Genomic DNA, 26,269 nt, shown 5'->3' on the forward strand with positions numbered 1-26,269 from the left:
ATGTCCGAGCGTGTACCAGCTAATCAAGTACAAGACCATTTTGTACAAGACCATGTTATACAAGACAAAAGCGCCGTATTGGTGCACTTCATTCTGAAACTGGAAGATGGTTCAACGGCGGAATCAACACATATTCACGGTAAACCTGCGCTGTTTCGTTTAGGTGATGACAGCCTTTCTGATGCACTTGAGCAGCAGTTAATTGGTTTGAAAGTAGGTGATAAGCATGCTTTCACTTTACAACCTGAAGATGCGTTTGGTTTGGAAAGCCCTGATTTGATTCAGTACTTCACCCAGCGTGACTTTGCTCAAACTGGCGTGCCAGATGCCGGTACTATTATGCTATTTACCTCCCGTGATGGCAGTGAAATGCCAGGTGTGGTGCGGGAAGTGGCGGAAGAGTCTATTACTGTTGATTTTAATCACCCGTTGGCAGGGCATTCCATTAGCTTTGAAATTGAAGTGTTGGAGATTGACCCGCAACAGGAGGCAATGCATGCAGATATTGCTGGCTAATCCACGCGGCTTTTGTGCCGGAGTTGATCGGGCTATCAGTATTGTTGAACGCGCGATCGAAATGTATGGCGCGCCAATTTATGTGCGCCATGAAGTGGTACACAACCGTTATGTGGTTGATAGCTTGCGTGAACGTGGTGCTATCTTTATCGAGGAGATTTCAGAAGTGCCAGATGGCTCTATTCTGATTTTCTCGGCCCATGGCGTGTCGCAGGCTGTGCGAGCAGAAGCTCGTGAGCGCAAGCTTACTATGCTGTTTGACGCAACCTGCCCATTGGTGACCAAAGTTCATATGGAAGTCGCACGTGCTAGTCGCAAGGGTAAAGAAGCCATCTTGATAGGCCACGCCGGTCACCCGGAAGTGGAGGGTACCATGGGGCAATACAGCAACCCGAAAGGGGGGATGTATCTGGTTGAATCACCTGATGATGTATGGGCTTTGCAGGTTAAATATGAGAACAATCTGTGTTTTATGACACAGACGACCTTGTCGGTTGATGATACCTCTGCAATTATCGATGCCTTACACCAGCGTTTCCCGAAGATTGTCGGTCCACGCAAAGATGATATCTGCTATGCCACGACCAACCGGCAAGAGGCGGTGCGCAATCTGGCTAATGATGCCGATGTGGTCTTAGTGGTTGGCTCGAAAAACTCCTCTAACTCTAATCGGTTGGCTGAGTTGGCACAGCGGATGGGTAAGCCTGCTTATCTCATTGATTCAGCGGCCGATATACAAGAGTTATGGTTACAGGGGGCTGCGTGTATCGGTGTTACCGCTGGCGCATCTGCTCCCGATATTCTGGTGCAGCAAGTTATTGCGCGCTTGCAAGCTCTCGGTGCTGGTGGGTCTATCGAACTTAGTGGCCGTGAAGAGAGTATCGTCTTCGAAGTACCTAAAGAATTACGTGTCGATGTAAAACAGATCGACTGATTGATATCGTGCTTCAGCGTTAAAAAGCAGCCCTCAGTGGCTGCTTTTTTATGGGTGTATTTCACCATAACTGCATGAATATGCGAAATAACCGCACTATGCCAGATGAAGTGTTTCCGAGTATTTTACCCTAAATAATTCGAGTTGCAGGAAGGCGGCTTGCGGCGGCCTTAACGAGGCGAGGCCCAAGGGTGGGCCGAGTAACGAACGCAGTCAACGCACATGCAGCTTGAAGTATGACGGGTATGTAAGGAATTAAGTGGTTTCACTGATAAAAGCATGCGTATATCATTTTTTTCTAATACAGATTAAATAGGCTGGCAGAGTCCATAGCGGGCGGCTAATCTGAACCTTGGTCAGGGTAGATGACACAATATGAGAGGAAGTATGACTGATTCAACAATTCGTATCGCTGTTGTCGGCGCGGGTGGCCGTATGGGCCGACAACTTATCCAGGCAATTACTCACACTGAAGGTGTGGTGCTGGGGGCTGCTGTTGAACGTGTCGGATCCACATTAGTGGGGAGCGATGCCGGCGAACTGGCTGGAGCGGGGTTGTTAAACATCACAGTAAGTGATGATTTATCTGACGTAGTTGATCATTTTGATGTGTTGATCGATTTTACCCGGCCTGAAGGCACGCTGGAGCATTTAGCCATTTGTCGTCAATATGGTAAGGCGATGATAATTGGCACTACTGGCTTTGATGATGCAGGTAAAGAAGCCATCAGGGCTGCGGCAACGGACATTGCTATTGTGTTCGCTGCCAATTTCAGTGTTGGGGTTAATGTGGTGCTAAAGCTGCTAGAGAAGGCAGCGAAAGTGATGGGCGACTATACCGATATCGAAATAATCGAGGCACATCATCGGCATAAAGTTGATGCACCTTCAGGTACTGCGCTGGCGATGGGGGAGGCAATTGCTGACTCACTAGGGCGTTCACTGAAAGATTGCGCGGTTTATATCCGTGAAGGTCATACCGGCGAACGCAAACCCGGCACTATCGGTTTCGCAACCGTGCGTGCTGGCGATATTGTTGGAGAGCATACGGCTATGTTTGCTGATATTGGCGAGCGCGTTGAGATCACACACAAAGCGACCAGCCGTATGACTTTTGCCAATGGTGCGGTTAAATCGGCTATTTGGGTGTCAATGCGGGATAATGGCTTGTTTGATATGCGTGATGTATTGAATTTGAATGAACTTTAAAGGTGTAAAGCACAGCCAGTGATGTGGTTGTTTTTATCATAATCGTTTGATAACAGGGCAATATTTTATTGTCCTTTTTTATTTTTTTTAATAAATAATTATTTCATCAATAATTATTGATATAACCTTTATTTATCTATGTTTTTGTCTATTTTTTTGTCTTTTAATCCCTTCCTTGGTCATTGGTTCTGATTTTTACTGCTCTGGAACGATATTTCTCAGTCACTACACCTCGCAACCGTTTACTATGTTAAGTTAGCATGTGTTTTTACCGCTATAATCCACTCATTTTAATGAGAACGGTAAAAAACAGAGAAAAAATGGCACTTTGGCTAGACAAAAGCGTCACTCATCATTAAAATGCGCCCAATTTGCCAAAAATTAGCTTTGAGGGCGGTTTTTGCATTGATTTAGATCGCTAGATATGAATTAATATGCAAATAATGTGACTGTTTATTCCTTGGAGGATGTTTTGATTAAGTCAGCGCTATTGGTTCTCGAAGACGGAACCCAATTTCACGGTCGGGCCATCGGGGCAGAGGGTACGGCAGTGGGGGAAGTGGTCTTCAATACGTCGATGACCGGTTATCAAGAAATCCTCACTGATCCTTCCTACTCCCGCCAGATCGTTACCCTTACTTATCCTCATATCGGCAATGTCGGCACTAATGCTTCCGACGAAGAATCCTCCGCAGTACACGCCCAAGGTCTTGTTATTCGCGACCTGCCTTTGATTGCCAGCAACTACCGTAATGAAGAAGGCTTAGCTGAGTATCTCAAGCGCCACAACATTGTTGCGATTGCTGATATCGATACGCGTAAGCTGACACGTTTGCTGCGTGAGAAAGGGGCACAAAACGGCTGCATTATTGTGGGTGACTTGTCTGATGCCACTTTAGCACTAGAAAAGGCGAAAGCATTCCCGGGCCTGAAGGGGATGGATCTGGCAAAAGAAGTGAGCACGAAAGAGCGTTATGACTGGTTGCAAGGTAGCTGGACTCTGGAAGGTGACTTACCTGCGGCAACGCCACCAGAAGATTTGCCATTCCATGTGGTGGCATACGACTACGGCGTGAAGCGCAATATTCTGCGCATGCTGGTGGATAGAGGCTGTCGCCTGACGGTAGTTCCGGCACAGACACCGGCAGAAGAGGTGCTGAAGCTGAACCCAGATGGCATTTTCTTATCCAACGGCCCAGGTGACCCAGAGCCATGTGATTATGCTATCGCGGCCATTAAGCGTTTTCTGGAAACCGACATTCCGGTGTTCGGCATCTGTTTAGGCCACCAATTACTGGCGCTGGCCAGTGGTGCAAAAACGGTAAAAATGAAGTTTGGTCACCACGGTGGCAACCATCCGGTGAAAGATTTAGATGCCGATTGCGTGATGATCACCGCACAGAACCACGGTTTTGCGGTAGATGAAACCACATTGCCATCCAACCTGCGGACTACGCATGTTTCTTTATTCGATGGTTCTCTGCAAGGGATTCACCGTACAGATAAAGCCGCATTTAGCTTCCAGGGGCACCCAGAGGCCAGCCCAGGTCCGCATGATGCAGCGCCATTGTTTGATCACTTTATCGAACTGATTGAAGCTTACCGCGCAACAACTGCAAGCCGTAACAGTAGCCATACCAATAAATAATCAGGAGCCTCAAACCATGCCAAAACGTACAGATATAAAAAGCATCCTGATTCTGGGCGCTGGCCCAATCGTTATCGGCCAGGCCTGTGAGTTTGACTACTCTGGGGCTCAGGCTTGTAAGGCACTGCGTGAAGAAGGTTACCGTGTCATTCTGGTGAACTCCAATCCGGCAACCATCATGACTGACCCGGAAATGGCCGACGCCACTTATATCGAGCCAATCCACTGGGAAGTGGTACGCAAAATTATTGAAAAAGAGCGTCCAGATGCCGTTTTGCCCACTATGGGTGGCCAAACCGCACTGAACTGTGCGCTGGAGCTGGAACGCAAGGGCGTTCTGGCTGAGTTTGGTGTCACCATGATTGGTGCCACTGCCGATGCTATCGATAAAGCAGAAGACCGCCGTCGCTTTGATATCGCGATGAAGAAAATTGGTTTGGACACTGCACGTTCTGGTATCGCGCACAATATGGAAGAAGCACTGGCCGTAGCGGCTGATGTGGGCTTCCCTTGTATTATCCGCCCTTCCTTTACTATGGGCGGCACCGGCGGCGGTATCGCGTATAACCGTGAAGAGTTTGAAGAGATTTGTGAACGTGGGCTGGATTTATCGCCAACCAAAGAGCTGTTGATCGATGAGTCGCTGATTGGTTGGAAAGAGTATGAGATGGAAGTTGTGCGTGACAAAAACGACAACTGCATCATCGTCTGCTCCATCGAAAACTTCGATGCGATGGGTATCCACACCGGTGACTCGATCACCGTTGCTCCAGCTCAGACGCTGACTGATAAAGAATACCAAATCATGCGTAATGCCTCGATGGCAGTGCTGCGTGAAATCGGCGTAGAAACCGGTGGCTCCAACGTGCAGTTCTCGGTTAACCCGAAAAATGGCCGTTTGATTGTTATCGAAATGAACCCACGGGTATCCCGTTCTTCCGCTCTGGCCTCTAAAGCAACCGGCTTCCCGATTGCTAAAATTGCCGCCAAGCTGGCAGTAGGTTACACGCTGGATGAGTTGATGAATGATATCACTGGTGGTCGCACGCCGGCCTCCTTTGAGCCATCTATCGACTATGTTGTGACCAAAATCCCACGTTTTAACTTCGAAAAATTTGCCGGTGCGAATGACCGTCTGACCACACAGATGAAATCGGTTGGCGAAGTGATGGCAATTGGCCGCACCTTGCAGGAATCGCTGCAAAAAGCCTTGCGCGGTCTGGAAGTGGGCGCGACCGGTTTTGACCCGAAAGTGAGTTTGGATGACCCAGAAGCACTGACAAAAATTCGCCGCGAATTGAAAGAGGCCGGCTCTGATCGTATCTGGTATATCGCCGATGCTTTCCGTGCAGGCATGTCGGTTGATGGCGTTTTCAATCTGACTAACGTTGACCGCTGGTTCCTGGTGCAGATTGAAGAGTTGGTTCGTCTGGAAGAGAGCGTGGCAGAGTGCGGTATCAATGGCCTGAATGCTGATTTTATGCGCCAGTTGAAGCGCAAAGGCTTTGCCGATGCCCGTTTGGCAAAATTGGTCGGCGCGGCGGAAAGTGAAGTGCGTAAGCTGCGTTACAAGCAGGGTTTGCATCCGGTTTACAAGCGTGTAGATACCTGTGCGGCTGAATTCTCTACCGATACCGCCTACATGTACTCAACCTACGAGGAAGAGTGTGAATCCAACCCAACCAGTGATCGTCCGAAAGTGATGGTACTGGGCGGCGGCCCGAACCGTATCGGCCAGGGTATTGAATTCGACTACTGTTGTGTACATGCGTCACTGGCGCTGCGTGAAGACGGTTACGAGACCATCATGGTGAACTGTAACCCTGAAACGGTTTCGACCGACTACGATACCTCTGATCGCCTCTATTTCGAATCTGTCACCCTGGAAGATGTGTTGGAAATCGTGCGTATTGAGAAGCCGCAAGGCGTTATCGTGCAGTACGGTGGTCAGACTCCATTGAAATTAGCACGTGAACTGGAAGCTGCCGGTGTTCCTGTTATCGGTACCAGCCCGGATGCTATCGACCGTGCAGAAGACCGTGAGCGTTTCCAACAGGCGGTAAATCGTCTGGGCTTGAAACAGCCCGCGAACGCGACGGTTGCTACTATCGAACAAGCCGTAGAGAAAGCCACGGGTCTGGGTTATCCGCTAGTGGTCCGCCCATCGTATGTCTTGGGTGGTCGCGCGATGGAAATCGTTTATGACGAAGTTGACTTGCGCCGCTACTTCCAAAATGCAGTGAGTGTCTCCAACGATGCACCCGTGCTGTTGGATCGTTTCCTCGATGACGCTGTTGAAGTGGATGTTGATGCCATTTGCGACGGTGAGCGCGTGTTGATCGGTGGCATTATGGAGCACATTGAGCAAGCAGGGGTGCACTCCGGTGACTCAGCCTGTTCATTGCCCGCTTACACCCTGAGTAAAGAAATTCAGGATGTGATGCGCCAACAAGTTGAAAAACTGGCGTTTGAACTCTGCGTGCGCGGTTTAATGAATGTGCAGTTTGCCGTAAAGAATAACGAAGTTTATCTGATTGAAGTTAACCCTCGAGCAGCCCGTACCGTACCATTTGTGTCTAAAGCCACCGGTATGCCACTGGCAAAAATCGCCGCACGCGTGATGGTGGGGCAGTCATTGACAGAGCAGGGTATTCTGGAAGAAATTATCCCGCCTTATTACTCGGTAAAAGAAGTGGTATTGCCGTTTAACAAGTTCCCAGGTGTGGATCCGATTTTAGGACCAGAAATGCGTTCTACCGGTGAAGTGATGGGGGTCGGCCGGACCTTCGCTGAAGCTTTCTCTAAAGCCATGTTGGGCAGTCAATCTGGTATGAAAAAGAGTGGCCGCGCACTGTTATCGGTTCGTGAGGGAGATAAACACCGGGTGGTTGACTTGGCTGCCAAGTTGCTCAAACAGGGTTTTGAATTGGATGCAACCCACGGTACTGCGGTGGTTCTAGGCGAGGCAGGGATAAATCCACGCTTAGTCAACAAGGTACATGAAGGCCGTCCACACATTCAGGACCGTATCAAGAATGGCGAATATACTTATATTGTGAATACAACGGCAGGGCGTCAGGCGATTGAAGATTCTAAACTGATCCGCCGTAGTGCTTTGCAATATAAAGTGCATTACGACACTACCTTGAATGGTGGCTTCGCAACCGCGATGGCTTTGAATGCGGACCCTACCGAGCAAGTGATTTCAGTACAAGAAATGCATGCCAAGATTAAGAATATGAAAGCTTAATTTGGGCGCTAAGAAAGGGGGCGATGGAAACATCGCCCTTTTTTATGCTTACTATTTATAAAATCGCGCTTTTTACCCGCATAAACAGTATTTTTTATGCGCAGAAGTATTATTCATAAACGATAGTATTGTTCATAAACAATATTGGTGAAGATCAATGTTCGTGCGGGTTGTGGATAGTAGCTTATAGCCAGGCGTTAACAATCGGCGCAGCTAGCTTAATGCAACTTTGATACCCAGGCCGATCAACAGGCCGCCCAGTAATTTATCGACAACTTTTTGCACTTTCGCCAAACCGCGGCGTACGGGCGCACTTTGAATCAGAATTACCAGTAGGGGCCACCAGATAACGGCCAGTAGCCAGATGATTGAGGCGTACCACAGTTTCTCACCCACGCCGGAGTCTATCTGTAATATTTGTGTGAAAACGGCGAGAAAGAAAAGAGTCGCTTTGGGATTCAATAAATTGCAAAGATATCCCTGCAAGAATGCGGCTTTCAGCGTGACGGGATATTGTGCAGTGTTATCGATACTAAGCTTACTATCTCCTCGTGATAGCAGTGCCTGGATACCAATCCAGATCAAATAACAGGCTCCGGCATATTTCAGCAGGTTGAATAGCCATGGTGTGGTAGTGATAACAACTGCCAGGCCAGCCACGCAATAAGACATATGTGTCGCAACACCCAAAATTACACCAAGGGCTGTCATCATGGCTGCGGGGCGGCGATAGCGGGCAGCATTTTTGATTACCAGAAAGAAATCTGGCCCAGGGGAGAGCATGCCCAAGGTAGCAAGGGTGGCAACAAATATAGAGGTTTCAAGCATAAGGATTACCGAGTGATAGTGGTGCTGTCTGGCGATCATAACGCCACTTGGCTCCCTCTGCATTATTCTTATTTGTTATCTGTGGTGGTTTGGTTATCAGTAGTGATGGGATTGCAACAGATGTCTTTTACTTTTTGACGGATAGCGATGCACGAATATGAGCCTGGAAAATGTAATAAACAGTGATGTTTCGCATCAACAGCAGCGAGAGATTACGCGATTGTGCATCAAATGCGCCCTAATGCTGTTGCAACATGGGGCAGAAAGTATGCTAGTTGAGCAGCTATCTGCACGGCTTGGTATGGCTCTGGGGATGGACAGCGTTGAGAGTTCTATCTCGGCTAACGCAATCGTGTTGACCACTATCAGCGAAGGTAACTGCCTGACATCTACCCGTAAAAATACCGATCGTGGCATCAATATGCAGGTAGTCACTGAAGTGCAGCATATTGTGATTATGGCGGAGCATCGCTTATTGGATGCAAAAGATGTGGAAAAACGCTTCGAGCATATCAAACCTCTGCGTTATCCGCGCTGGCTGGTCGTTGTGATGGTGGCGCTCTCTTGTGGCTGTTTCAGTAAATTAAACGGTGGTGGTTGGGATGCGTTTTCCATTAGCTTTTTAGCCAGTGGGTTGGCGATGTTTGTTCGCCAGAGTCTGACGATTAATCATATGAATCCGCTGATTAATTTCTGCATCACTGCTTTTGTTGCCACATCCGCATCCGGTTTGTTGATGCGTTTACCGTTTTTCCAGGAAGCATCCAGCGTGGCGATGGCGGCCAGCGTACTGCTACTCGTGCCTGGGTTCCCGTTGATTAATGCGGTAGCCGATATGTTTAAGGGCCACGTTAATACCGGTTTGGCCCGTTGGGCGATGGCAAGTTTATTAACGTTATCAACCTGTATTGGGGTGATATTCGCGATGGCGTTATGGGGATTGCGGGGGTGGTAATGAATTTACTCTGGGCATTATTACAAGACATGGTGTTGGCGGCTATCCCGGCACTGGGTTTTGCTATGGTATTTAATGTGCCGGTGCGGGCATTGCGTTACTGCGCATTACTGGGAGCGGTCGGGCACGGTTCGCGTATGTTAATGATCCATTTTGGTATGAATATCGAGCTGGCTTCATTATTGGCTTCAATTATGATTGGCGTCATCGGGATTAACTGGTCACGCTGGTTGCTGGCACATCCAAAAGTTTTCACTGTCGCGGCTGTTATTCCTATGTTTCCGGGTATTTCCGCCTATACCGCAATGATATCGGTCGTTGAGATTTCTCACTTGGGTTATAGCGAAGCGTTAATGTCCACGATGGTGACCAATTTCTTGAAAGCGTCATTTATTGTTGGAGCGTTGTCGATTGGTTTATCTTTGCCAGGATTATGGTTATATCGCAAACGTCCTGGTGTATAAGACTTTTTTCTGCTCTGTTCTTGTATCAGGCTAAGAGCAATCTTATATGTGTGATTAGCCTGCTTATCGCTATCGACGCTTGATTAGGCTTTACGTATAGTGTGAGCAATTTTTCGGTACTGGCTCTTGTAGCCTACAGGGTTTAAAAATGATTATCAGCCTGATCGCTGCGTTGGCGGCGGATCGCGTTATTGGTATGGAAAACGCCATGCCATGGCACCTACCGGCTGATTTAGCGTGGTTCAAACGTAACACGTTAAATAAACCGGTAATTATGGGTCGTAAGACCTTCGAATCAATCGGTCGTCCTTTGCCGGGGCGGTTGAATATTGTTATCAGTAGCCAGCCGGGTACTGAAGAGCGCGTGACCTGGGCTACGTCAATTGAAGAAGCTCTCTCTTTCGCAGGCGACGTAGAAGAAGTTATGGTTATGGGGGGCGGACGGGTCTATAAGCAATTCTTAGCTCGCGCGAATCGTATGTATCTTACCCATATCGATGCGGAAGTAGGGGGGGATACTCATTTCCCTGACTATGAGCCGGATGAGTGGGAAAGCACATTCAGTGAGTTTCATGACGCAGATGAAGCGAACTCGCACAGCTATTGTTTTGAGATCCTTGAGCGCCGCTGATTATTGCTACCATCCCAAATAAGACCTGTCTGCCTCAAACAAGAACGTCACCAAAAATAAAGGCGCATATTATGCGCCTTTATTTTTTAACATCTAATTATCAGTATATTACAGATAACTAAAGGGATCTTTTGCCGCTGCTATTTCATCAGTGTTACTTACTTCTGCTTCCACTTTGAATGCATGCTGTGTGAAATAGCGTTTATCTTCCCAGCGCAGCAGCGTTAAATCGCCGCCCCAGCAACAGCCGGTATCCAAGCCATAAATACCTTCAGGAACACCTTTCCCTTCCAGCGATGCCCAGTGACCAAAAATAATTGAATAGTCAGGGGAGACCAATCTTGGCAACTCGAACCAAGGCTTGAGTGGAGCGGGGGCATTTTCTGGCGTATCTTTACAGATCATATCCAACTGCCCGTTCGGGAAACAAAAACGCATGCGAGTCAGTGCATTAGTACTAAAACGCAAGCGTGCTAGCCCGGATAGCTCTGGTGACCAGTTATTCGGCATATCGCCGTACATGGCATCGAGGAAGAGTGGATAGCTATCACTACTTAATACCGCCTCCACTTCACGTGCACACATTTGGGCGGTTTCAATATCCCATTGAGGTGTTATCCCGGCATGAGCCATGATCAATTTTAATTCATCATCAACTTGTAAGACCGGTTGGCGACGCAGCCAATTAATCAACTCATCAGCATCCGGCGCCTCAAGCAGTGGAGTAATACGATCTTTGGGTTTATTACGGCTGATACCGGCATAAACGGCCAGTAAATGCAGGTCATGGTTACCCAGAACCATACGAACAGCAGGCCCTAATGAGCGGACATAACGTAAAACATCCAGTGATGCTGGGCCACGGGCAACTAAATCACCGGTTAACCACAAAGTATCCTGCTGCGGATCAAAGCTCACCTGTGCTAATAGCGCAAGCAGCTCATCGAGGCAGCCATGAACATCGCCAATAAGATAAGTAGACATAGTTGAAAGGTCAGAGTTAATGGATCAGTGCTGGGATCGCTAAGCGGAACACCGGAATTGCAGTACGGAAGGGCTGACCAAGGTGATCAACCATCTCATAATGCCCTTCCATGGTACCCAGCGGGGTTTCCAGTACAGCACCGCTGGTGTATTGAAACTCATTACCTGGCTGGATCAACGGCTGTTCGCCGATGACACCTTCACCCTGAACTTCAGTCTGCCGGCCATTACTATTAGTGATTAACCAATAACGACCAATCAGTTGCACATTTGAACGACCCAAATTGCGTATCGTCACGGTATAGGCGAAGACGAAACGTTCTTCATCAGGTATCGACTGGGTTTCCACATAGATACTCTGCACCTGTACACAAACGCGGGGCTGTTCAATCATAATGTGCTCCTGCTTATTCTTGCGGTGTCGATTGAGCTGAAAGCCAGTTAGCCAGCTTACAGTATTGCGCTACCGAAATATTCTCTGCCCGTAATATCGGGTCAATACCTAATTCGATTAACTGCTCTGGAGTGAATAGATCACCTAAGCTGTTACGCACGGTTTTTCTGCGCTGATTAAATGCTTGCGTGGTAATGCGGCTAAGCATACGAACGTCACCAACCGGATTCGGCATGTTGACATGCGGAATCAAGCGCACCACGGCCGAATCAACTTTTGGCGCGGGGGTAAACGCCGTTGGCGGTACTTCTAGCACCGGGATAACATTGCAATAGTATTGCGCCATCACCGTCAGTCGGCCATACGCTTTACTATTAGGTCCTGCGACCAGACGATTAACCACTTCTTTTTGCAACATGAAATGCATGTCACGAATAGCATCAGTATAGCTGAAAAGATGGAACATCAGCGGGGTGGAAATGTTGTATGGCAAGTTACCAAACACACGTAATGGCTGCCCTGCAAGCTCTGCTAACTCAGAAAAATTAACTTTCATCGCATCTTGTTGATGGATGGTTAGCTTGTCTTTCAGTTGCGGATGGCTGGCTAAACGAGCCGCTAGATCGCGATCAAGCTCGATCACCGTCATATGATCCATACGCGCAGCAACAGGTTCAGTCAATGCCCCTAAACCGGGACCTATTTCAACTACGGCTTCGCCAGGAACGGGGTGAATTGCAGAAACAATACTGTCGATGACAAACTGATCGTTTAAAAAGTTTTGTCCAAAGCGTTTGCGGGCAAAATGCCCTTGGTGGACTCTATTATTCATTGCTGTTATTTATCATTTTAATGGCTAAGTTTAATGCCGTAATGAAACTGCCAACATCGGCAGAACCAGTTGCGGCGAGTTCTAAAGCGGTACCGTGATCCACAGAAGTGCGGATAAAAGGCAAACCGAGAGTGATATTTACTGCTCGGCCAAACCCTTGATACTTCAGCACTGGCAATCCTTGATCATGATACATCGCCAGAACCGCATCTGCATGTTGTAGATATTTAGGCTGAAATAGGGTGTCTGCTGGTAGAGGGCCGATAAGATTTATACCTTGCTGACGCAGTGCATCTAGTGCAGGAATAATGGTATCGATCTCTTCATGGCCCATATGGCCACCTTCACCTGCGTGAGGATTCAGTCCGCACACGTAAATCTGTGGTTGGCTAATGCCAAATTTGGTTTTCAGGTCACTATCAAGAATGGTGATCACTTCATGCAGGCTAGCTTGAGTGATTGCGCCAGGTACGGCCAGCAGAGGTAAGTGGGTTGTCGCCAATGCCACACGTAACTCTTCAGTTGCCAGCATCATCACTACCCGTGGGCAGAGGCTGCGATCTGCAAAAAACTCGGTGTGTCCGATAAAAGGGATGCCAGCATCATTGATAATACTTTTTTGTACCGGGCCGGTGACCAATGCAGAAAATTCCCCGCTTATCGCGCCATCACAAGCCTTAGCCAATGTTTTCACAACATAGTGGCTGTTTTGGATGTCGAGTTTGCCGGGGATCACTTCTGTGGCCGTTTTTACCGGCAAGATAGTCAGTGACCCCGCTTGTTGCGCTAACGCAGGCTTGCTGGCTTGATATTCACGCAACTGCAAAGGCAGATTAAGCTGACGGGCCCGAGCAAGTAGCAAGGCCGGATCGGCACACACCACTAACTCAACAGGCCAATCCTGTTGAGCCAGGGCGACGACTAAATCGGGCCCGACCCCGGCTGGCTCACCGGGGGTAATAACAATACGATTATTATGGTTGTGCATTACTACCATCAAGAATTTTTACATAAGCAGCAGCACGCTGCTCTTGCATCCAAGTTTGAGCTTCTTCAGCAAATTTACGGCTAAAGAGCATACGGTATGCCTTGTCTTTCTGTGCTGCATCAGTCTTGTCTACCTGACGTGTATCGACAACCTGAATTAAGTGCCAGCCGAAAGAAGAGTGAACCGGTGCACTGATCTCACCTTTTTGCAGTTTCATCAGCGCATCACGGAACGCCGGGTCATAAATATCTGGTGATGCCCAACCTAAATCACCGCCTTGCATTGCAGAACCAGGATCCTGAGAGATCTCTTTGGCAATAGTGGCGAAGCTGGATTTACCACTCTTAATATCTGCCGCCGCTGCCGCTAACTTGGCACGAGCCTGATCGTCGGTCATTACCGGTGAAGGTTTCAGCAAGATGTGGCGGGCGTGAACTTCAGTCACGGAAACGGTCTTATCCGCACCACGGATATCATTTACTTTCAGGATGTGGAAACCGACACCAGAACGGATTGGCCCGACAACATCACCTTTGTTCGCAGTTTGTAATCTTTCAGCAAACAAAGAAGGCAGTTCCTGTAATTTGCCCCAACCCATCTGGCCGCCTTTCAGCGCCTGAGAGTCCGCCGAGTTGGCGATAGCCAATTTACCAAAATCAGCGCCGCCTTTAATGTCAGAGACTAATTTGTTAGCCAGCTCTTCAGCCTGATCAACTTGTTGCTGAGAGGGATTTTCTGGCAATGGGATAAGAATGTGGCTGAGGTTCAGTTCAGCATCACCGCTGGTCTGGTTCCCAACTTGTTTGGCCAGTGACTCAACTTCCTGTGGCAGGATAGTTATTCGGCGGCGTACTTCGTTGTTACGCACTTCAGAAGTCAGCATCTCTTTACGGATCTGCTCGCGGTAAGTGTCATAATTCAGGCCATCAGCAGCCAGACGACTACGCATCTGAGCGGGAGTCATGCGGTTTTGCGCAGCGATATCAGCAATGGCTTTATCCAATGCTTCATCACTGATAGTAATGCCCATCTTCTTCGCCATCTGTAACTGGATATTATCCATGATCAGACGCTCAAGAATCTGATGACGTAACGTCGCATCATCAGGAACTTGTTGCCCAGACTGCTGTGCATTCAGTTTCACGGATTGTAACAGACCGTCAACGTCACTTTGCAAAACGACGCCGTTATCAACCACTGCGGCAACTTTATCAACTTCTTGTGGTGCTGCGAACGCGGTATTGGCACAGACAACCAATCCGAGAATAAGCGTTCTCCAGTTCTTCATACCTTTTCCATTTATGTAATCCGCTTTAGCGGGTTAAAATTCACTGTATTCAGTGTGTTACACAGTATCAGAATGCACTTTGATAAGGCAGAATGCCTGAGCGCAGCATTTGTGCAGTACCCAGGTTGTGGTCGCTGCTCAGACCACGTAATTCAATGTTAAAACCAATCTTGTTATCATACTTACTGGCTTCTGTTTGTGAATTCCAGCCAGTAATTTTACGTTCATAGCCCACGTTTATAGCCCAGCAACACGTGTTGTATTGTAAACCAACTAACTGGCTAGCGGGCTGATTGGCTTTGGTATCGTAGTAATAAGCACCGACTAGTGCCCAACGATCCGCAATCGGCCAACTGGCGGTAGCACCAATCTGAGAAATGCCTTGCTGATAACCAGGACTTTTTACATTCGGTACTGCTGCCTGAATATATTCTGGGCTGGCATAGCGGTAATTCAATTGAATCATACGCTCTGAGTCTTTTCTATACTCCATTACCGCGTTACCCAGGGTCAAACTCCCCAGACGGGTATCATACTGCACGCCACCTTTTAGACCCACTTGATCACTGATACGCCAGAATGTATCACCAGCCCAAACAAGGCTACCAGTATCATCACTGTTATCAATTGTTTCGCTATTACCGGTACGCGAACGGCTGAAGTAATAGATTTGACCCACAGAAGCATTAAAACGTTCAACCAGCGCATCATCATATATGCGTGAAGTTAAACCGGTAGATACCTGATTCGCAGACGCTATGCGGTCCAAGCCACTATAGGTACGGTCACGGAACAGTCCCGAGTAGTCTGACTGCATCAGCGTGGTGTCGTAAATATAGATATCATCCTGATTGCGGTATGGAACATAGAGATACTGCATCCGTGGTTCGAGTGTCTGGGTGAAGCCTTCACTCCAATCCATTGGCCGATCAAATACCACTTTGCCATCAATTTTAAATTGCGGCATCACCCGGTTAATCGAGTCTTTCAGGTCAGGAACCGTCGCATCCTGCCCATTCTGGTTTTTGTAATTATTGGCAAATCCTGTCGGGATATCCTGCTGATAATGGGTTGCCAGTAATTTAGCTTCGGTATTCAGGCTACCCCAACCGTTGGACAGTGGTAGGTTAATCGCCGGTTCAATATGGAAGCGGCTGGCTTCTGGGTTTTCTGGATTGACGCTGGTGAATTTGGCGGCTTGACCGTAAACATGCAGATCAAACAGGCCAATATCATTTTTATAGTAGTTCATATCCAACTGAGGTTGGGCCCGGTAAGCATTATTATTACCGGCGTCAGTAAAGACTTGGAACTGTTTAGAGGCCAAGGTGGCATCCCAGTTTTGATCAGCATAGCCAACGCTGAATATTTGGGTTGCATAGCCGTCAGTGGTCGATCCGTATTGCGACGTTAAATCAGTAAAGTAATCTGGGTCACTAACACGGGTATAGTTGACGTTGAAACGCCAGACTTTATCCATCACACCGGAATGGCCCCAGTAGTACAACCAGCGGGTGGCATCTTTATCGGTACCATCGGTGCCGTGGTATAAGCGATCACTCGGTAGCCAGTCTAATGCCATGGTGCCGCTGCCCGGAGCCAGCAAGTAGCGGAACTCGTTTTGCCACTGTAACCCACGCCGTTCCATGTAGTGAGGCGTAATTGTAGCATCGAAGTTGGGCGCAATATTCCAGTAGTATGGCAGCATAAATTCGATGCCGTTATTACTGGTATATTTAGCATTAGGGATCAGGAAGCCTGAGCGGCGTTTATCACCAACCGGTAATTGCATATAAGGACTGTAGAACACCGGTACTTTGCCAATCTTAAAGCGGGCATTCCAGATTTCTGCTACTTCTTCTTCGCGGTCATGAATAACCTCAGAGCCCACGACACTCCAGCTATTATCACCTGGTAGACAGGAGGTAAACGTCCCATTTTCTAAAATGGTGTAACGGTTCTGACCTCGTAACTTCATTAAATCCGCATCACCACGCCCTTGACGGCCGACCATCTGATATTTGCCTTTATCCATATCAGTGTCTTTGGTATTCAAGTTTGACCAGCCTTTCGGGCCTTTCAGCTTGATTTGCGGATCGTCATAATTAACGTCGCCAGTGGCCGTGACAGTACGAACTGGGATAGCTTCACCGGGTTTTTGTACCTGCGTCAGTTCAACCTGATTCGCGGTCAGGGTGCTATTGCCTTGCTGGACAATGACATTGCCGGTGAACAAGGCATTATCGGGATAATTGGCTTCGGTTTTATCCGCATTAATACGGACCGGTAGCTGATTCGGATCACCGCTGACCAATGGCTGATCATAGGTGGGTACACCAAGCATACATTGCTCAGCGAGGCCGGCCAGCGATTGCTGGCTATATAGTGCCGTCCATATCAATGTGGCCAGCAGTGTTGGGAATCTTTTTTTCATACGCGGTTTTGGTGTTCCGTCATCGGGGGGCATCATGCCGGCAAACGGTCTGAGACTATATTACTCATCACAGTTGCGCTAGCGTTAAATCCGGCCGTTTGCACGTCTCGTTGTTAGGCGCTGAGCTGAATGCCGAGTATGATAATGCAAATTTTGACTGACGGCATGATGAATTGAGGAGTATATGCGGTATTGGGGAAAACTGCTCGGTCTGGTATTGGGCTTAATGTCTGGTGCTGGTTTCTGGGGTGTGGTACTGGGGTTGCTTGTCGGCCATATGGTAGACAGGGTGCGAAGCACGAAGCGCCGCGGCTATTTTGCCGATCAACAAACACGACAATTAATTTTTTTCCGCGCCACTTTTCAGGTCATGGGGCATTTAACCAAGGCCAAAGGGCGGGTTACGGAAGTTGATATTCAACTCGCCAGTCAGTTGATGGATCGGATGCAATTGCACGGTGACGCTCGAACAGCCGCACAGCAAGCGTTTCGCGAAGGGAAAGAAAGCGATTTTCCGTTGCGTGAAAGATTGCAGGAATTACGTGGTGTCTGCTTTGGGCGTTTTGATTTAATTCGGATGTTTCTGGAAATTCAGTTACAGGCTGCATTTGCCGATGGCTCTTTGCATCCCAACGAGCGGCAAGTGTTATATGTCATTGCTGAAGAGTTAGGGATTTCGCGCGGTCAGTTCGATCAGTTCCTGAGCATGATTGAAGGCGGCCGTCAATTTGGTGGTCATGGCGGTTGGCAGGGCCAACAGGACGGATACTCTCATGGGGGCTATCAGCAAGCGTCGAATGGCCCGACATTGGAGGATGCCTGCAAAGTGCTCGGCGTTAATAGTACCGACGACAGCGTGACCATCAAGCGTGCTTATCGCAAGTTAATGGGTGAGCATCATCCAGATAAGTTGGTGGCAAAAGGTCTGCCACCTGAAATGATGGAGATGGCGAAGCAAAAAGCCCAAGAGATTCAAGCTGCGTATGATTTGATTAAGCGCGAAAAGGGATTTAAATAGGTTTTGTTTCAACAGTGGCCACCTCAGATCGGCGTTAATGCGCCGTTCTGGGGGGGATTTCGGGCCAATATTCTTACGACAAAAATTAAAACTCTGCCTCACATGTAAAATGCATCGCCGTTCCAAACTCAGGGTGAGTAATACACAGCTCCTGAGCATGTAACTGCAAGCGGGATGCCATCGCTTTGGCCTCTGGATGGGCGTAGAAGCCATCACCAAGGATTGGGTGACCCATCGCCAGCATATGGACCCGTAATTGGTGTGAGCGCCCTGTGATGGGCGATAACTTCACTCGCGTGCTGCCATCAGTATCGCGTGACAGCACCAGATACTCAGTTTGTGCAGATTTACCGGTTTCATAACAGACTTTCTGCTTTGGCCGGTTTGGCCAGTCACAGATTAACGGCAGATCTATCAGCCCTTCATCTTCGGCCAGATGCCCCCAGACGCGGGCAATATAAGACTTTTTCGGTTCACGTTCGCGAAATTGGCGCTTCAGCTCGCGCTCAGCCGCTTTGGTCAGTGCCACGATAATTACGCCACTGGTGGCCATATCCAGCCGATGAACGGACTCTGCCGCCGGAAAATCAGCCTGAATGCGAGTCATGATACTGTCTTTATTCTCCGGCGCGCGACCGGGTACAGAAAGTAGCCCGCTAGGTTTATTGACCACCATGATGTGCTCATCCTGAAACAGGATGTGCAGCCAAGGGTCGCGTGGGGGATTATAGGGTTCCATTAGTGCTCCATTTATGCCCTGCATTGTTCAAGTCGCAGGTGTGTTGGCTGCTCTCGTTAACCCGAATCATTTGACTGCATAAGCTCATCGGGATTAATGAGCCTCATCCTTGAGGCTAGCATAAATGCTATTCAAATCGGTTCCCAACCGATTTGTCTCTCCTTTGCCGCCTGCCTGCATCTTGAAATCTGTTGGGTATATTGCAGAAACTGATTATTACTCAGGATTACTGATGTGTGACCACCACCAGGCGGATAGCATCTAAACGCCAGCCCGCTTGATTGAGGTTTTCCAGCACCATTTTACGGTTATGCTCCAGTGCTTCTATTTCGTCATCACGAATATTTGGGTTAACCGCTTTCAGGGCTTCCAAACGTGCCAGTTCGGTACTCAGCTTATCATCAGCTTCGTGCTTGGCCGATTCAATCAACAGTTTTGCCTGCTCTTCAACCAGTGCCTCTGCTTGTTGCAACATGGCGTGGACTTCTTGTTGCACTGCATTGACCAGCTTGCTGGAGGTATGACGGTTTACCGCATTCAACTGACGGTTAAAGGTTTCAAATTCAACCTGTGCCGCCAGATTGGTGCCATTTCTGTCCATCAGCATCCGCACTGGGGTGGGTGGCAAGAAGCGGGTTAATTGCAGGTGTTTTGGCGCTTGAGCTTCTACCACATAAACCAATTCAGCCAGCAGTGTTCCTACTGGTAATGCTTTGTTTTTCAATAAAGAAACCGCACAGCTTCCGGTATCGCCGGACAAGATCAAATCCAAACCATTACGGATGATCGGGTGCTCCCAACTCACAAACTGGGCATCTTCCCGCGATAACGCCTGTTCACGATCGAATGTCACAGTACAGCCGTCTTGCGGCAGCCCAGGGAAGTCCGGTACTAGCATATGATCAGAGGGGGTCAGTACGATCAGGTTGTCACTGCGGTCTTCTTGGTTAATCCCGACAATATCGAACAGGTTAAGCGCGAAACTGACCAAATTAACGTCATTATCTTGATCTGCAATGATCTGCGCCAGTTGTTGACCATGCTCGCCGCCGTTGGAATGCATCTCCAGTAGCCGATCACGACCTTGTTCCAGTTGCAGTTTCAGCTCTTCGTGCTGTAGACGGCAGGCGTGAATAAATTCATCTAACCCTTCTTGTTCACTTGGCGTTGCCAGATAGCCGATCAGTTCTTGATAGCCGCTGTCATAAATGGTGCGCCCGGTCGGACAGGTGTGCTCAAAAGCATCCAAACCTTCATGATACCAACGCACCAATATCGCCTGTGCGGTATGTTCAAGATAAGGCACCATAATCTGGATTTCGCGGTTTTGACCGATACGGTCCAGACGGCCAATACGCTGTTCCAGCAGGTCCGGGTTAAACGGCAGGTCGAACATCACCAACTGGCAGGCAAACTGGAAATTACGGCCTTCTGAACCTATCTCAGAACACAGTAATACCTGAGCGCCATCTTCTTCAGAGGCAAAATAGGCCGCAGCACGGTCACGCTCTATCAGTGATAAACCTTCATAGAACACGGCGGCGCGAATAGCTTCACGTTCACGTAGCACTTGTTCAAGCTGTAAGGCAGTGGCTGCCTGGGCACAGATAACCAACACTTTCTCATTGCGGTTAGCAATCAGATAGTTAAGTAACCACTCTACCCGTGGGTCAAAGTTCCACCAGGTGGCATTTTCGCCTTCAAACTCCTGATAGATTTGTTCCGGGTAAAGCATATCTTTGGCGCGCGCTTCCAACGTTTTTTTGGCACCCATGATGCCTGATACTTTAATCGCCGTCTGATATTGGGTTGGCAATGGCAGTTTGATTTGATGCAGGACGCGGTGCGGGAAGCCTTTCACCCCATTGCGGGTATTACGGAACAAGATCCGGCTGGTACCATGTCTGTCCATCAGCATTGTTACCAACTCTTGGCGAGCGGCTTCGCTGTCTTCACTTTGGCTGTTGGCCGCTTTCAGCAAGGGCTCAATATCCTGCTCATCAATGAGTTCGCCCAACAGATTCAGTTTATCGTCAGTTAAACGCTCACCACCCAGCAGCAGTGTTACTGCATCTGCAATTGGGCGATACTTCTGCTGTTCATTGACGAACTCTTCGTAATCGTGGAAGCGATCGGGATCCAGCAAACGCAGACGGGCAAAGTGGCTCTGCTGGCCCAATTGCTCTGGTGTTGCGGTCAACAGCAGCACACCTGGGATATTCTCAGCCAATTGTTCAATGACTTGATATTCACGACTTGGGGCTTCTTCGCTCCAGGCCAGATGGTGCGCCTCATCCACCACCAACAGATCCCAAGACGCATCTGCCAGTTGTTCCAGCCGTTGTTTATTGCGGCGCACAAAATCCAGTGAACAGATAACCATCTGCTCGGTTTCAAACGGATTGGTGCTGTCAAGCAGGGCTTCGGAGTAGCGGCTGTCATCAAACAGTGAGAAGCGCAAATTGAAGCGGCGCAACATTTCCACCAACCACTGATGTTGCAGGCTTTCCGGCACTACAATCAGGATACGTTCAGCACGGCCTGATAACAGTTGTTGGTGAATGATCATCCCGGCTTCGATGGTTTTACCTAAACCCACTTCATCGGCCAGTAATACCCTTGGTGCATGGCGCTGACCCACTTCATAGGCGATATGTAATTGGTGTGGGATCAGGCTGGCACGGATACCGCGTAAGCCACTCCATGGCAGACGGAACTGCTCACTTTGATATTTACGAGCGCGAAAACGCAGTGCAAAGCGATCCATACGATCGATCTGACCGGCAAATAGCCGATCCTGCGGTTTGCTAAACGTCAGTTTGCTATCGAGCAACACTTCACGCATTGAGACGCCGGTTTCCTCAGTGTCCAAACGGGTGCCGATATAAGTAATCAGCCCATTTTCATGAGTCACTTCTTCCACTTTTAGCTGCCAGCCTTCGTGGTTGGTGATGGTATCGCCCGGATTGAACATGACGCGGGTGATTGGCGAATCATTTCTAGCGTAAAGGCGGTTTTCACCGGTTGCGGGAAACAGTAAGGTAATCATGCGTACGTCGATGGCAACGACAGTACCCAATCCAAGTTCGCTTTCTGTGTCGCTGATCCAGCGTTGACCAAGTGTAAAAGGCATAAATTATCGGCTCGATTTTTTGTTGGACAGTTAAGGAAATGCTTTTTAAATTATCTGGTTATAAATAATTAGTGGCAGCCAAATATCATAAAACCACTGGCAATAGTCTACCCGCCGCACAGGCGATGCGGCCTGAGAGTCTGTCTGAAAATGTGGCATCTACAGGCAGCACCCAATAAGAAGGAGTATTACGGCTAGCGGTTATGTAAATGTGATTAATGCGAATTTTGGCAAGGGCGCTATGGTAATGGAAGCGGAGCGTTTCGTCACCTGTAAAATACCCGTCATACTTCAAGCTGCATGTGCGTTGGCGGCCGCAGTTTACCCCAGTCACTTACTGCTCTTGATCTTAAAATTAATAAGCTCTTGGGGACTCGCTCACTTGCTGCCTTCCTGCAACTCGAATTATCTAGGGTATAAGGTATCAGAATAGCCCCATCTGACCTGTTATTAACGTTGTGAAGTCATCGTGCATAAAAGGAAGTATAGCGTCTGCTACCGGTTGCAACTGTCGTGTCAGGTAGTGATCGTAGTCGATAGGGGATTGCCGAATCTCAAGGGGTTCGGGGCCAGCGGTGGTCATGACATAGCTTATCCAGCCCCCATTTTGATATTGCAGCGGGCGACCGAGTTTGCGGTTAAACTCATCCGCCAAGCGTGCCGCTCTAGCGTGTGGTGGCACATTACGCTGATAGTCATCCAGCCGTCGGCGTAGACGTTTGCGGTAAACTAGCTGTTCATCTAATTCGCCATTCAGGGTTCGCGCTACGTAATCCCGCAGATAATCCTGGTAGGGTTGCCGCTGAAAAATGCGTAGATACAATTCTCGCTGAAATTGCTGGGCCAGTGGTGTCCAATCAGTGCGCACGGTTTCCAGCCCTTTGTACACCATCTGATCACCCTCAGAGGTAGAAATCAACCCGGCATAGCGTTTTTTACTGCCTTGCTCGGCACCCCGGATGGTAGGCATCAGAAAACGCCGATAGTGAGTTTCAAATTCCAGTTCCAGGGCGCAGGGTAGATTAAAGGTTTGTTGTATATGATCTTTCCACCATAGATTGACCTGACGTACTAACTCTTTACCTATCTGTGATGCCTGCTCTTCACTGTGAGCCTTTTTCAGCCAGACGAAGGTTGAATCGGTATCACCATAAATCACCTGATAGCCCTGTGCTTCAATGAGTTCGCGGGTCTGGCGCATGATGTCATGGCCGCGCAAGGTGATCGATGAGGCCAGTCTGGGATCGAAAAAGCGGCAGCCGCTGGAACCCAATACGCCATAAAAGGCGTTCATAATGATCTTCAGTGCTTGTGATAACGGTTTGTTTTGGTGGCGTTTAGCCGCTTCCCGGCCCTGCCAGATTTGGTTAACGATGGCGGGCAAACAGTGTTTCTCGCGCGAGAACCAGGCACCGCGAAACCCCGGTACTGAGTGCTGTTCATCAGGCTGAGCCATACCTGCCACTAAACCGACCGGATCGATTAAAAAGGTGCGAATAATCGACGGATACAGGCTTTTATAGTCAAGTACCAATACCGAGTCATATAAGCCGGGTTGGGAGTCCATCACAAAACCACCGGGGCTGTGCTCTTCTGGTAACTCACCTAAATTGGGGGCGACGTAACCGATGCGGTGCATACGCGGCAGGTAAAGATGGGTAAACGCCGCCACGGAGCCACCGCTACGATCCGCTGCTAACCCCGTCACTGTGGCGCGTTCCAGCAGGAAGCTGAGCAGCTCGGTTTTGGCAAAAATCCGCGTCACTAGCTCGCAATCTTTCAGGTTATAGCGCGCCAGCGCCGGTTTGTCATGGGCGAAACGTTGATTGATTTCATCCATTCGCTGATAAGGGCTGTCACTGGCTTTGCCTTCGCCCAGCAGGGTTTGCGAAACAGATTCCAAACTAAATGACGGGAAATTCCAGGTGGCGGATTTTAGCGCCTCGATGCCGTCGATAATCAGCCGACCGGCTGCCGAGGCAAAAAAGTGCCCCTGTTTAAAGCCGTGTTCACGCCATTCCAGCAGGTTGCCACCACGGCCAAAGCGCAGTGGGATCTGATAGCGGTCAGCGTGTTTTTGTAGAACACGTAAGTCAAACTGCACCAGATTCCAGCCAATAATGGCATCGGGATCATGCACTGCCAGCCACTGGTTTAGTTTTTCCAGCAACTGTGGGCGGCTGGCGACGTATTCCAGATTGAAATCCAGCGCCGCACTTTCAACCGTATCACCGTTAGGTGGCCCCAACATGTAAACCTGACGCTGGCCGCATCCTTCCAGCCCAATACAGTACAGCTCGCCATGTTCACTGGTTTCGATATCCAGCGACAGCAGTTTCAGTGTCGGACGATAATCCTCGGCCGATTTCATTTGGGTATTAAGCAGCGGGCCATGGTTATTGTCATCACCGCTGAACCACACCGGCGCGGTAATAAATCGTTCCATCAGAAACCGTTCTGGTGGGCGAATATCGCCTTCATAGACATTCACACCACTTTCGCGCAGCAGTTTTTCCAAACGAATTAATTGACGATGTTGACTGCAATACAGGCCCAGCACTGGGCGTTGGTGGAAGTCAGTCAGTTCAAGTGGGCGCAACTGCCAGCGGCGTTCATCACGCAGCACGGTTTCAGCCCGTTGCCGTTGTTCGGCCGGGATAAATGCCACTGAGGGTTGCGGCGGCAGCCTGACCTGCTGTGGCCCTTCATCGGTGGCTAACCAGAATTCAACTTCGGTGCCTGCCTGCGTGTCGCGCCAGTGGCGAGTGAGCAGGAAGCCCTGACGGTGTTGCGCCACGGTGCTAACCTTTATAGGTAATGTACAGGCTATTTTATTTGTCATTTTGAACTTGGGCAGTGCTCGATATCCTCACGTACTACGTGTACGCTCCGGTTTCTCCGCGCTGTCCGCATCCAAACTGACTGCAACAATAACGCCTGAGAGTTTATGCTATCTTAGTATGGTTATTTATACAGTGTTTGTCTATTTTAATGATGATTTCCATTCGCTCCATGTATACCCAAAGTCATTGGAGTTGCAGGTAGGCAGCAAGTGGTCTAATCCCGATGAGTCTATTCATTTTAAGGTCAACGGCCAGTAAGTGATTTGGGTGAGTAAGCGCAGCTAACAACCCTGCGGCTTCAAGGACGAAGGGGAAATTTGTTGATTGACTCATTTCGCGGCACGCCGGACAATCCTCCGCCCTGAACCTTGGGTGTTAACCAACGGACAACTCTATGGAAGCCTATTTATTACATTTATTGACGCAATCTCTGGCTTTCACGCTATTTATCGTCATGTTCGTTACTTTTCTCGAATCATTAGCACTGGTGGGGATGTTGCTTCCCGGCACGGTAATGATGACCAGTGTGGGGGCGTTGATTGGCAGTGGCGAAGTCGGTTTTTACTCGGCCTGGGCCGCTGCAACTGTCGGCTGCCTATTGGGGGATTGGATCTCGTATTTTATCGGTCGGCGCTTTAAAGAACCGCTGCACCGCTGGTCCTTCCTGAAAAAGCATAAGTCGATGCTGGATAAAACCGAACACGCATTGCATAACCACAGTATGGCAACCGTCCTACTTGGGCGTTTTATCGGCCCGGCACGGCCGATTGTCCCGATGGTTGCTGGCATGCTCAACCTGCCACCGGCAAAATTTGCCTTGCCCAACGTGATTGGTTGCCTGACCTGGCCACCGCTCTACTTCTTCCCAGGCATACTGGCAGGTGTTGCTATTGATATCCCACCGAGTGCCAATAGCTATATGTTTAAGTGGTTGCTATTTGTGGTGGTGATGCTGATTTGGTTGGCACTGTGGCTATCATGGCGCTGGTGGCGGTTTGGCAAGCGTAGCCCGGACCGCCTGAGCCAATGGTTGCCACTGGCTCGCCTGCGCTGGGTGACGGTACTGGCTATGGTGGCGGCGATTGCCAGCTTTGCCTGGCTGCATATGCAGCCCATTATGCCGATTTATCGTCATTTGTTGTGGAAGGTCCTCGCTGGGTAATCCCCTTGGGTATACAAGT

General features: G+C 49.0%; 20 protein-coding genes. 10 read left to right on the forward strand and 10 right to left on the reverse strand.

Features of this window, described 5'->3' with window-relative positions; translation table 11 throughout:
- The 5 genes from fkpB (at position 1) to carB (ending at position 7,557) form a co-directional block, all read left to right on the forward strand.
- Entirely contained in the window at positions 1-516 is a 516-nt protein-coding gene (gene fkpB, locus ACWJJO_RS03530) for an FKBP-type peptidyl-prolyl cis-trans isomerase (RefSeq protein ID WP_193784729.1), read from the forward strand.
- Positions 497-1,450, forward strand: coding sequence for a 4-hydroxy-3-methylbut-2-enyl diphosphate reductase (gene ispH / locus ACWJJO_RS03535; RefSeq protein WP_481090645.1), 954 nt, complete (start codon positions 497-499; stop codon positions 1,448-1,450). The genes fkpB and ispH overlap by 20 nt, the downstream gene beginning before the upstream one ends.
- Before the next feature lie 387 nt (positions 1,451-1,837).
- The gene (gene dapB, locus ACWJJO_RS03540) at positions 1,838-2,659 is read left to right on the forward strand and encodes a 4-hydroxy-tetrahydrodipicolinate reductase (protein WP_481090646.1); all 822 of its coding nucleotides are present in this window, start codon (positions 1,838-1,840) and stop codon (positions 2,657-2,659) included.
- A gap of 472 nt (positions 2,660-3,131) precedes the next feature.
- On the forward strand, positions 3,132-4,307 hold the full coding sequence (gene carA, locus ACWJJO_RS03545; protein ID WP_083160602.1) for a glutamine-hydrolyzing carbamoyl-phosphate synthase small subunit: 1,176 nt from the start codon (positions 3,132-3,134) through the stop codon (positions 4,305-4,307).
- A 16-nt stretch (positions 4,308-4,323) separates the two neighbouring features.
- The gene (carB, locus tag ACWJJO_RS03550; protein WP_372568657.1) at positions 4,324-7,557 is read left to right on the forward strand and encodes a carbamoyl-phosphate synthase large subunit; all 3,234 of its coding nucleotides are present in this window, start codon (positions 4,324-4,326) and stop codon (positions 7,555-7,557) included.
- 213 nt (positions 7,558-7,770) lie between these two features.
- Here the strand turns inward: carB and ACWJJO_RS03555 are convergent, their stop codons facing one another.
- Positions 7,771-8,385, reverse strand: a complete 615-nt coding sequence (locus ACWJJO_RS03555) for a LysE family transporter (RefSeq protein ID WP_083160600.1) — start codon at positions 8,383-8,385, stop codon at positions 7,771-7,773.
- 157 nt (positions 8,386-8,542) lie between these two features.
- Here ACWJJO_RS03555 and ACWJJO_RS03560 point away from each other — a divergent pair, with 157 nt between their 5' ends.
- The 3 genes from ACWJJO_RS03560 to folA all read left to right on the forward strand — a co-directional run bounded on the left by ACWJJO_RS03560 (position 8,543) and on the right by folA (position 10,435).
- Positions 8,543-9,340, forward strand: a complete 798-nt coding sequence (locus tag ACWJJO_RS03560) for a threonine/serine exporter family protein (protein ID WP_083160598.1) — start codon at positions 8,543-8,545, stop codon at positions 9,338-9,340.
- A complete protein-coding gene (locus tag ACWJJO_RS03565) occupies positions 9,340-9,804 on the forward strand; it encodes a threonine/serine exporter (protein ID WP_193784728.1) in 465 nt (154 codons plus the stop codon). Before ACWJJO_RS03560 ends, ACWJJO_RS03565 begins: the two co-directional genes overlap by 1 nt.
- A gap of 148 nt (positions 9,805-9,952) precedes the next feature.
- Positions 9,953-10,435 (forward strand): type 3 dihydrofolate reductase, encoded by a 483-nt coding sequence (gene folA / locus ACWJJO_RS03570; protein WP_481090647.1) that lies wholly within the window; start codon positions 9,953-9,955, stop codon positions 10,433-10,435.
- Positions 10,436-10,543: 108 nt separating this feature from the next.
- On the opposite strand, the gene apaH is transcribed toward folA, so the two are convergent.
- The 6 genes from apaH to lptD all read right to left on the reverse strand — a co-directional run bounded on the left by apaH (position 10,544) and on the right by lptD (position 17,355).
- Positions 10,544-11,419 carry a bis(5'-nucleosyl)-tetraphosphatase (symmetrical) ApaH gene (apaH, locus tag ACWJJO_RS03575; protein WP_083160594.1) on the reverse strand — a complete coding sequence of 292 codons (876 nt, stop codon included), beginning with the start codon at positions 11,417-11,419 and terminating at the stop codon, positions 10,544-10,546.
- Positions 11,420-11,435: 16 nt separating this feature from the next.
- Positions 11,436-11,813 carry a Co2+/Mg2+ efflux protein ApaG gene (apaG, locus tag ACWJJO_RS03580; protein ID WP_083160592.1) on the reverse strand — a complete coding sequence of 126 codons (378 nt, stop codon included), beginning with the start codon at positions 11,811-11,813 and terminating at the stop codon, positions 11,436-11,438.
- A 13-nt stretch (positions 11,814-11,826) separates the two neighbouring features.
- Positions 11,827-12,645, reverse strand: a complete 819-nt coding sequence (gene rsmA, locus ACWJJO_RS03585) for a 16S rRNA (adenine(1518)-N(6)/adenine(1519)-N(6))-dimethyltransferase RsmA (protein ID WP_083160590.1) — start codon at positions 12,643-12,645, stop codon at positions 11,827-11,829.
- Positions 12,638-13,633 (reverse strand): 4-hydroxythreonine-4-phosphate dehydrogenase PdxA, encoded by a 996-nt coding sequence (gene pdxA, locus ACWJJO_RS03590; protein ID WP_420073040.1) that lies wholly within the window; start codon positions 13,631-13,633, stop codon positions 12,638-12,640. The genes rsmA and pdxA overlap by 8 nt, the downstream gene beginning before the upstream one ends.
- Complete coding sequence (gene surA, locus ACWJJO_RS03595; RefSeq protein ID WP_083160586.1) at positions 13,620-14,921, reverse strand: peptidylprolyl isomerase SurA; 1,302 nt, start codon at positions 14,919-14,921, stop codon at positions 13,620-13,622. Before surA ends, pdxA begins: the two co-directional genes overlap by 14 nt.
- 67 nt (positions 14,922-14,988) lie before the next feature.
- Entirely contained in the window at positions 14,989-17,355 is a 2,367-nt protein-coding gene (lptD, locus tag ACWJJO_RS03600) for an LPS assembly protein LptD (RefSeq protein ID WP_442821266.1), read from the reverse strand.
- Positions 17,356-17,539: 184 nt separating this feature from the next.
- Between lptD and djlA the strand changes: the two genes are divergently transcribed.
- Positions 17,540-18,373, forward strand: coding sequence for a co-chaperone DjlA (gene djlA, locus ACWJJO_RS03605; protein WP_481090648.1), 834 nt, complete (start codon positions 17,540-17,542; stop codon positions 18,371-18,373).
- 85 nt (positions 18,374-18,458) lie between these two features.
- On the opposite strand, the gene rluA is transcribed toward djlA, so the two are convergent.
- The 3 genes from rluA to ACWJJO_RS03620 all read right to left on the reverse strand — a co-directional run bounded on the left by rluA (position 18,459) and on the right by ACWJJO_RS03620 (position 25,042).
- Positions 18,459-19,112: a bifunctional tRNA pseudouridine(32) synthase/23S rRNA pseudouridine(746) synthase RluA gene (gene rluA / locus ACWJJO_RS03610; RefSeq protein ID WP_442851176.1), complete on the reverse strand. Its 654-nt coding sequence runs from the start codon at positions 19,110-19,112 to the stop codon at positions 18,459-18,461.
- A gap of 226 nt (positions 19,113-19,338) precedes the next feature.
- On the reverse strand, positions 19,339-22,245 hold the full coding sequence (gene rapA, locus ACWJJO_RS03615) for an RNA polymerase-associated protein RapA (RefSeq protein ID WP_083160578.1): 2,907 nt from the start codon (positions 22,243-22,245) through the stop codon (positions 19,339-19,341).
- A 424-nt stretch (positions 22,246-22,669) separates the two neighbouring features.
- A complete protein-coding gene (locus tag ACWJJO_RS03620) occupies positions 22,670-25,042 on the reverse strand; it encodes a DNA polymerase II (RefSeq protein WP_481091559.1) in 2,373 nt (790 codons plus the stop codon).
- A 440-nt stretch (positions 25,043-25,482) separates the two neighbouring features.
- Between ACWJJO_RS03620 and ACWJJO_RS03625 the strand changes: the two genes are divergently transcribed.
- Entirely contained in the window at positions 25,483-26,250 is a 768-nt protein-coding gene (locus ACWJJO_RS03625) for a DedA family protein (RefSeq protein ID WP_083160572.1), read from the forward strand.
- Positions 26,251-26,269 lie beyond the last annotated feature (19 nt).

This window comes from Yersinia antarctica (assembly GCF_056636475.1).

Bases quoted from the DNA above. Each gene is read 5' to 3' on its own strand.
- fkpB (WP_193784729.1), top strand. From the start codon at position 1: ATGTCCGAGCGTGTACCAGCTAATCAAGTACAAGACCATTTTGTACAA.
- ispH (WP_481090645.1), top strand. From the start codon at position 497: ATGCAGATATTGCTGGCTAATCCACGCGGCTTTTGTGCCGGAGTTGAT.
- dapB (WP_481090646.1), top strand. From the start codon at position 1,838: ATGACTGATTCAACAATTCGTATCGCTGTTGTCGGCGCGGGTGGCCGT.
- carB (WP_372568657.1), top strand. From the start codon at position 4,324: ATGCCAAAACGTACAGATATAAAAAGCATCCTGATTCTGGGCGCTGGC.
- ACWJJO_RS03555 (WP_083160600.1), bottom strand. From the start codon at position 8,385: ATGCTTGAAACCTCTATATTTGTTGCCACCCTTGCTACCTTGGGCATG.
- ACWJJO_RS03560 (WP_083160598.1), top strand. From the start codon at position 8,543: ATGAGCCTGGAAAATGTAATAAACAGTGATGTTTCGCATCAACAGCAG.
- ACWJJO_RS03565 (WP_193784728.1), top strand. From the start codon at position 9,340: ATGAATTTACTCTGGGCATTATTACAAGACATGGTGTTGGCGGCTATC.
- folA (WP_481090647.1), top strand. From the start codon at position 9,953: ATGATTATCAGCCTGATCGCTGCGTTGGCGGCGGATCGCGTTATTGGT.
- apaH (WP_083160594.1), bottom strand. From the start codon at position 11,419: ATGTCTACTTATCTTATTGGCGATGTTCATGGCTGCCTCGATGAGCTG.
- apaG (WP_083160592.1), bottom strand. From the start codon at position 11,813: ATGATTGAACAGCCCCGCGTTTGTGTACAGGTGCAGAGTATCTATGTG.
- rsmA (WP_083160590.1), bottom strand. From the start codon at position 12,645: ATGAATAATAGAGTCCACCAAGGGCATTTTGCCCGCAAACGCTTTGGA.
- pdxA (WP_420073040.1), bottom strand. From the start codon at position 13,633: ATGCACAACCATAATAATCGTATTGTTATTACCCCCGGTGAGCCAGCC.
- surA (WP_083160586.1), bottom strand. From the start codon at position 14,921: ATGAAGAACTGGAGAACGCTTATTCTCGGATTGGTTGTCTGTGCCAAT.
- lptD (WP_442821266.1), bottom strand. From the start codon at position 17,355: ATGAAAAAAAGATTCCCAACACTGCTGGCCACATTGATATGGACGGCA.
- djlA (WP_481090648.1), top strand. From the start codon at position 17,540: ATGCGGTATTGGGGAAAACTGCTCGGTCTGGTATTGGGCTTAATGTCT.
- rluA (WP_442851176.1), bottom strand. From the start codon at position 19,112: ATGGAACCCTATAATCCCCCACGCGACCCTTGGCTGCACATCCTGTTT.
- rapA (WP_083160578.1), bottom strand. From the start codon at position 22,245: ATGCCTTTTACACTTGGTCAACGCTGGATCAGCGACACAGAAAGCGAA.
- ACWJJO_RS03625 (WP_083160572.1), top strand. From the start codon at position 25,483: ATGGAAGCCTATTTATTACATTTATTGACGCAATCTCTGGCTTTCACG.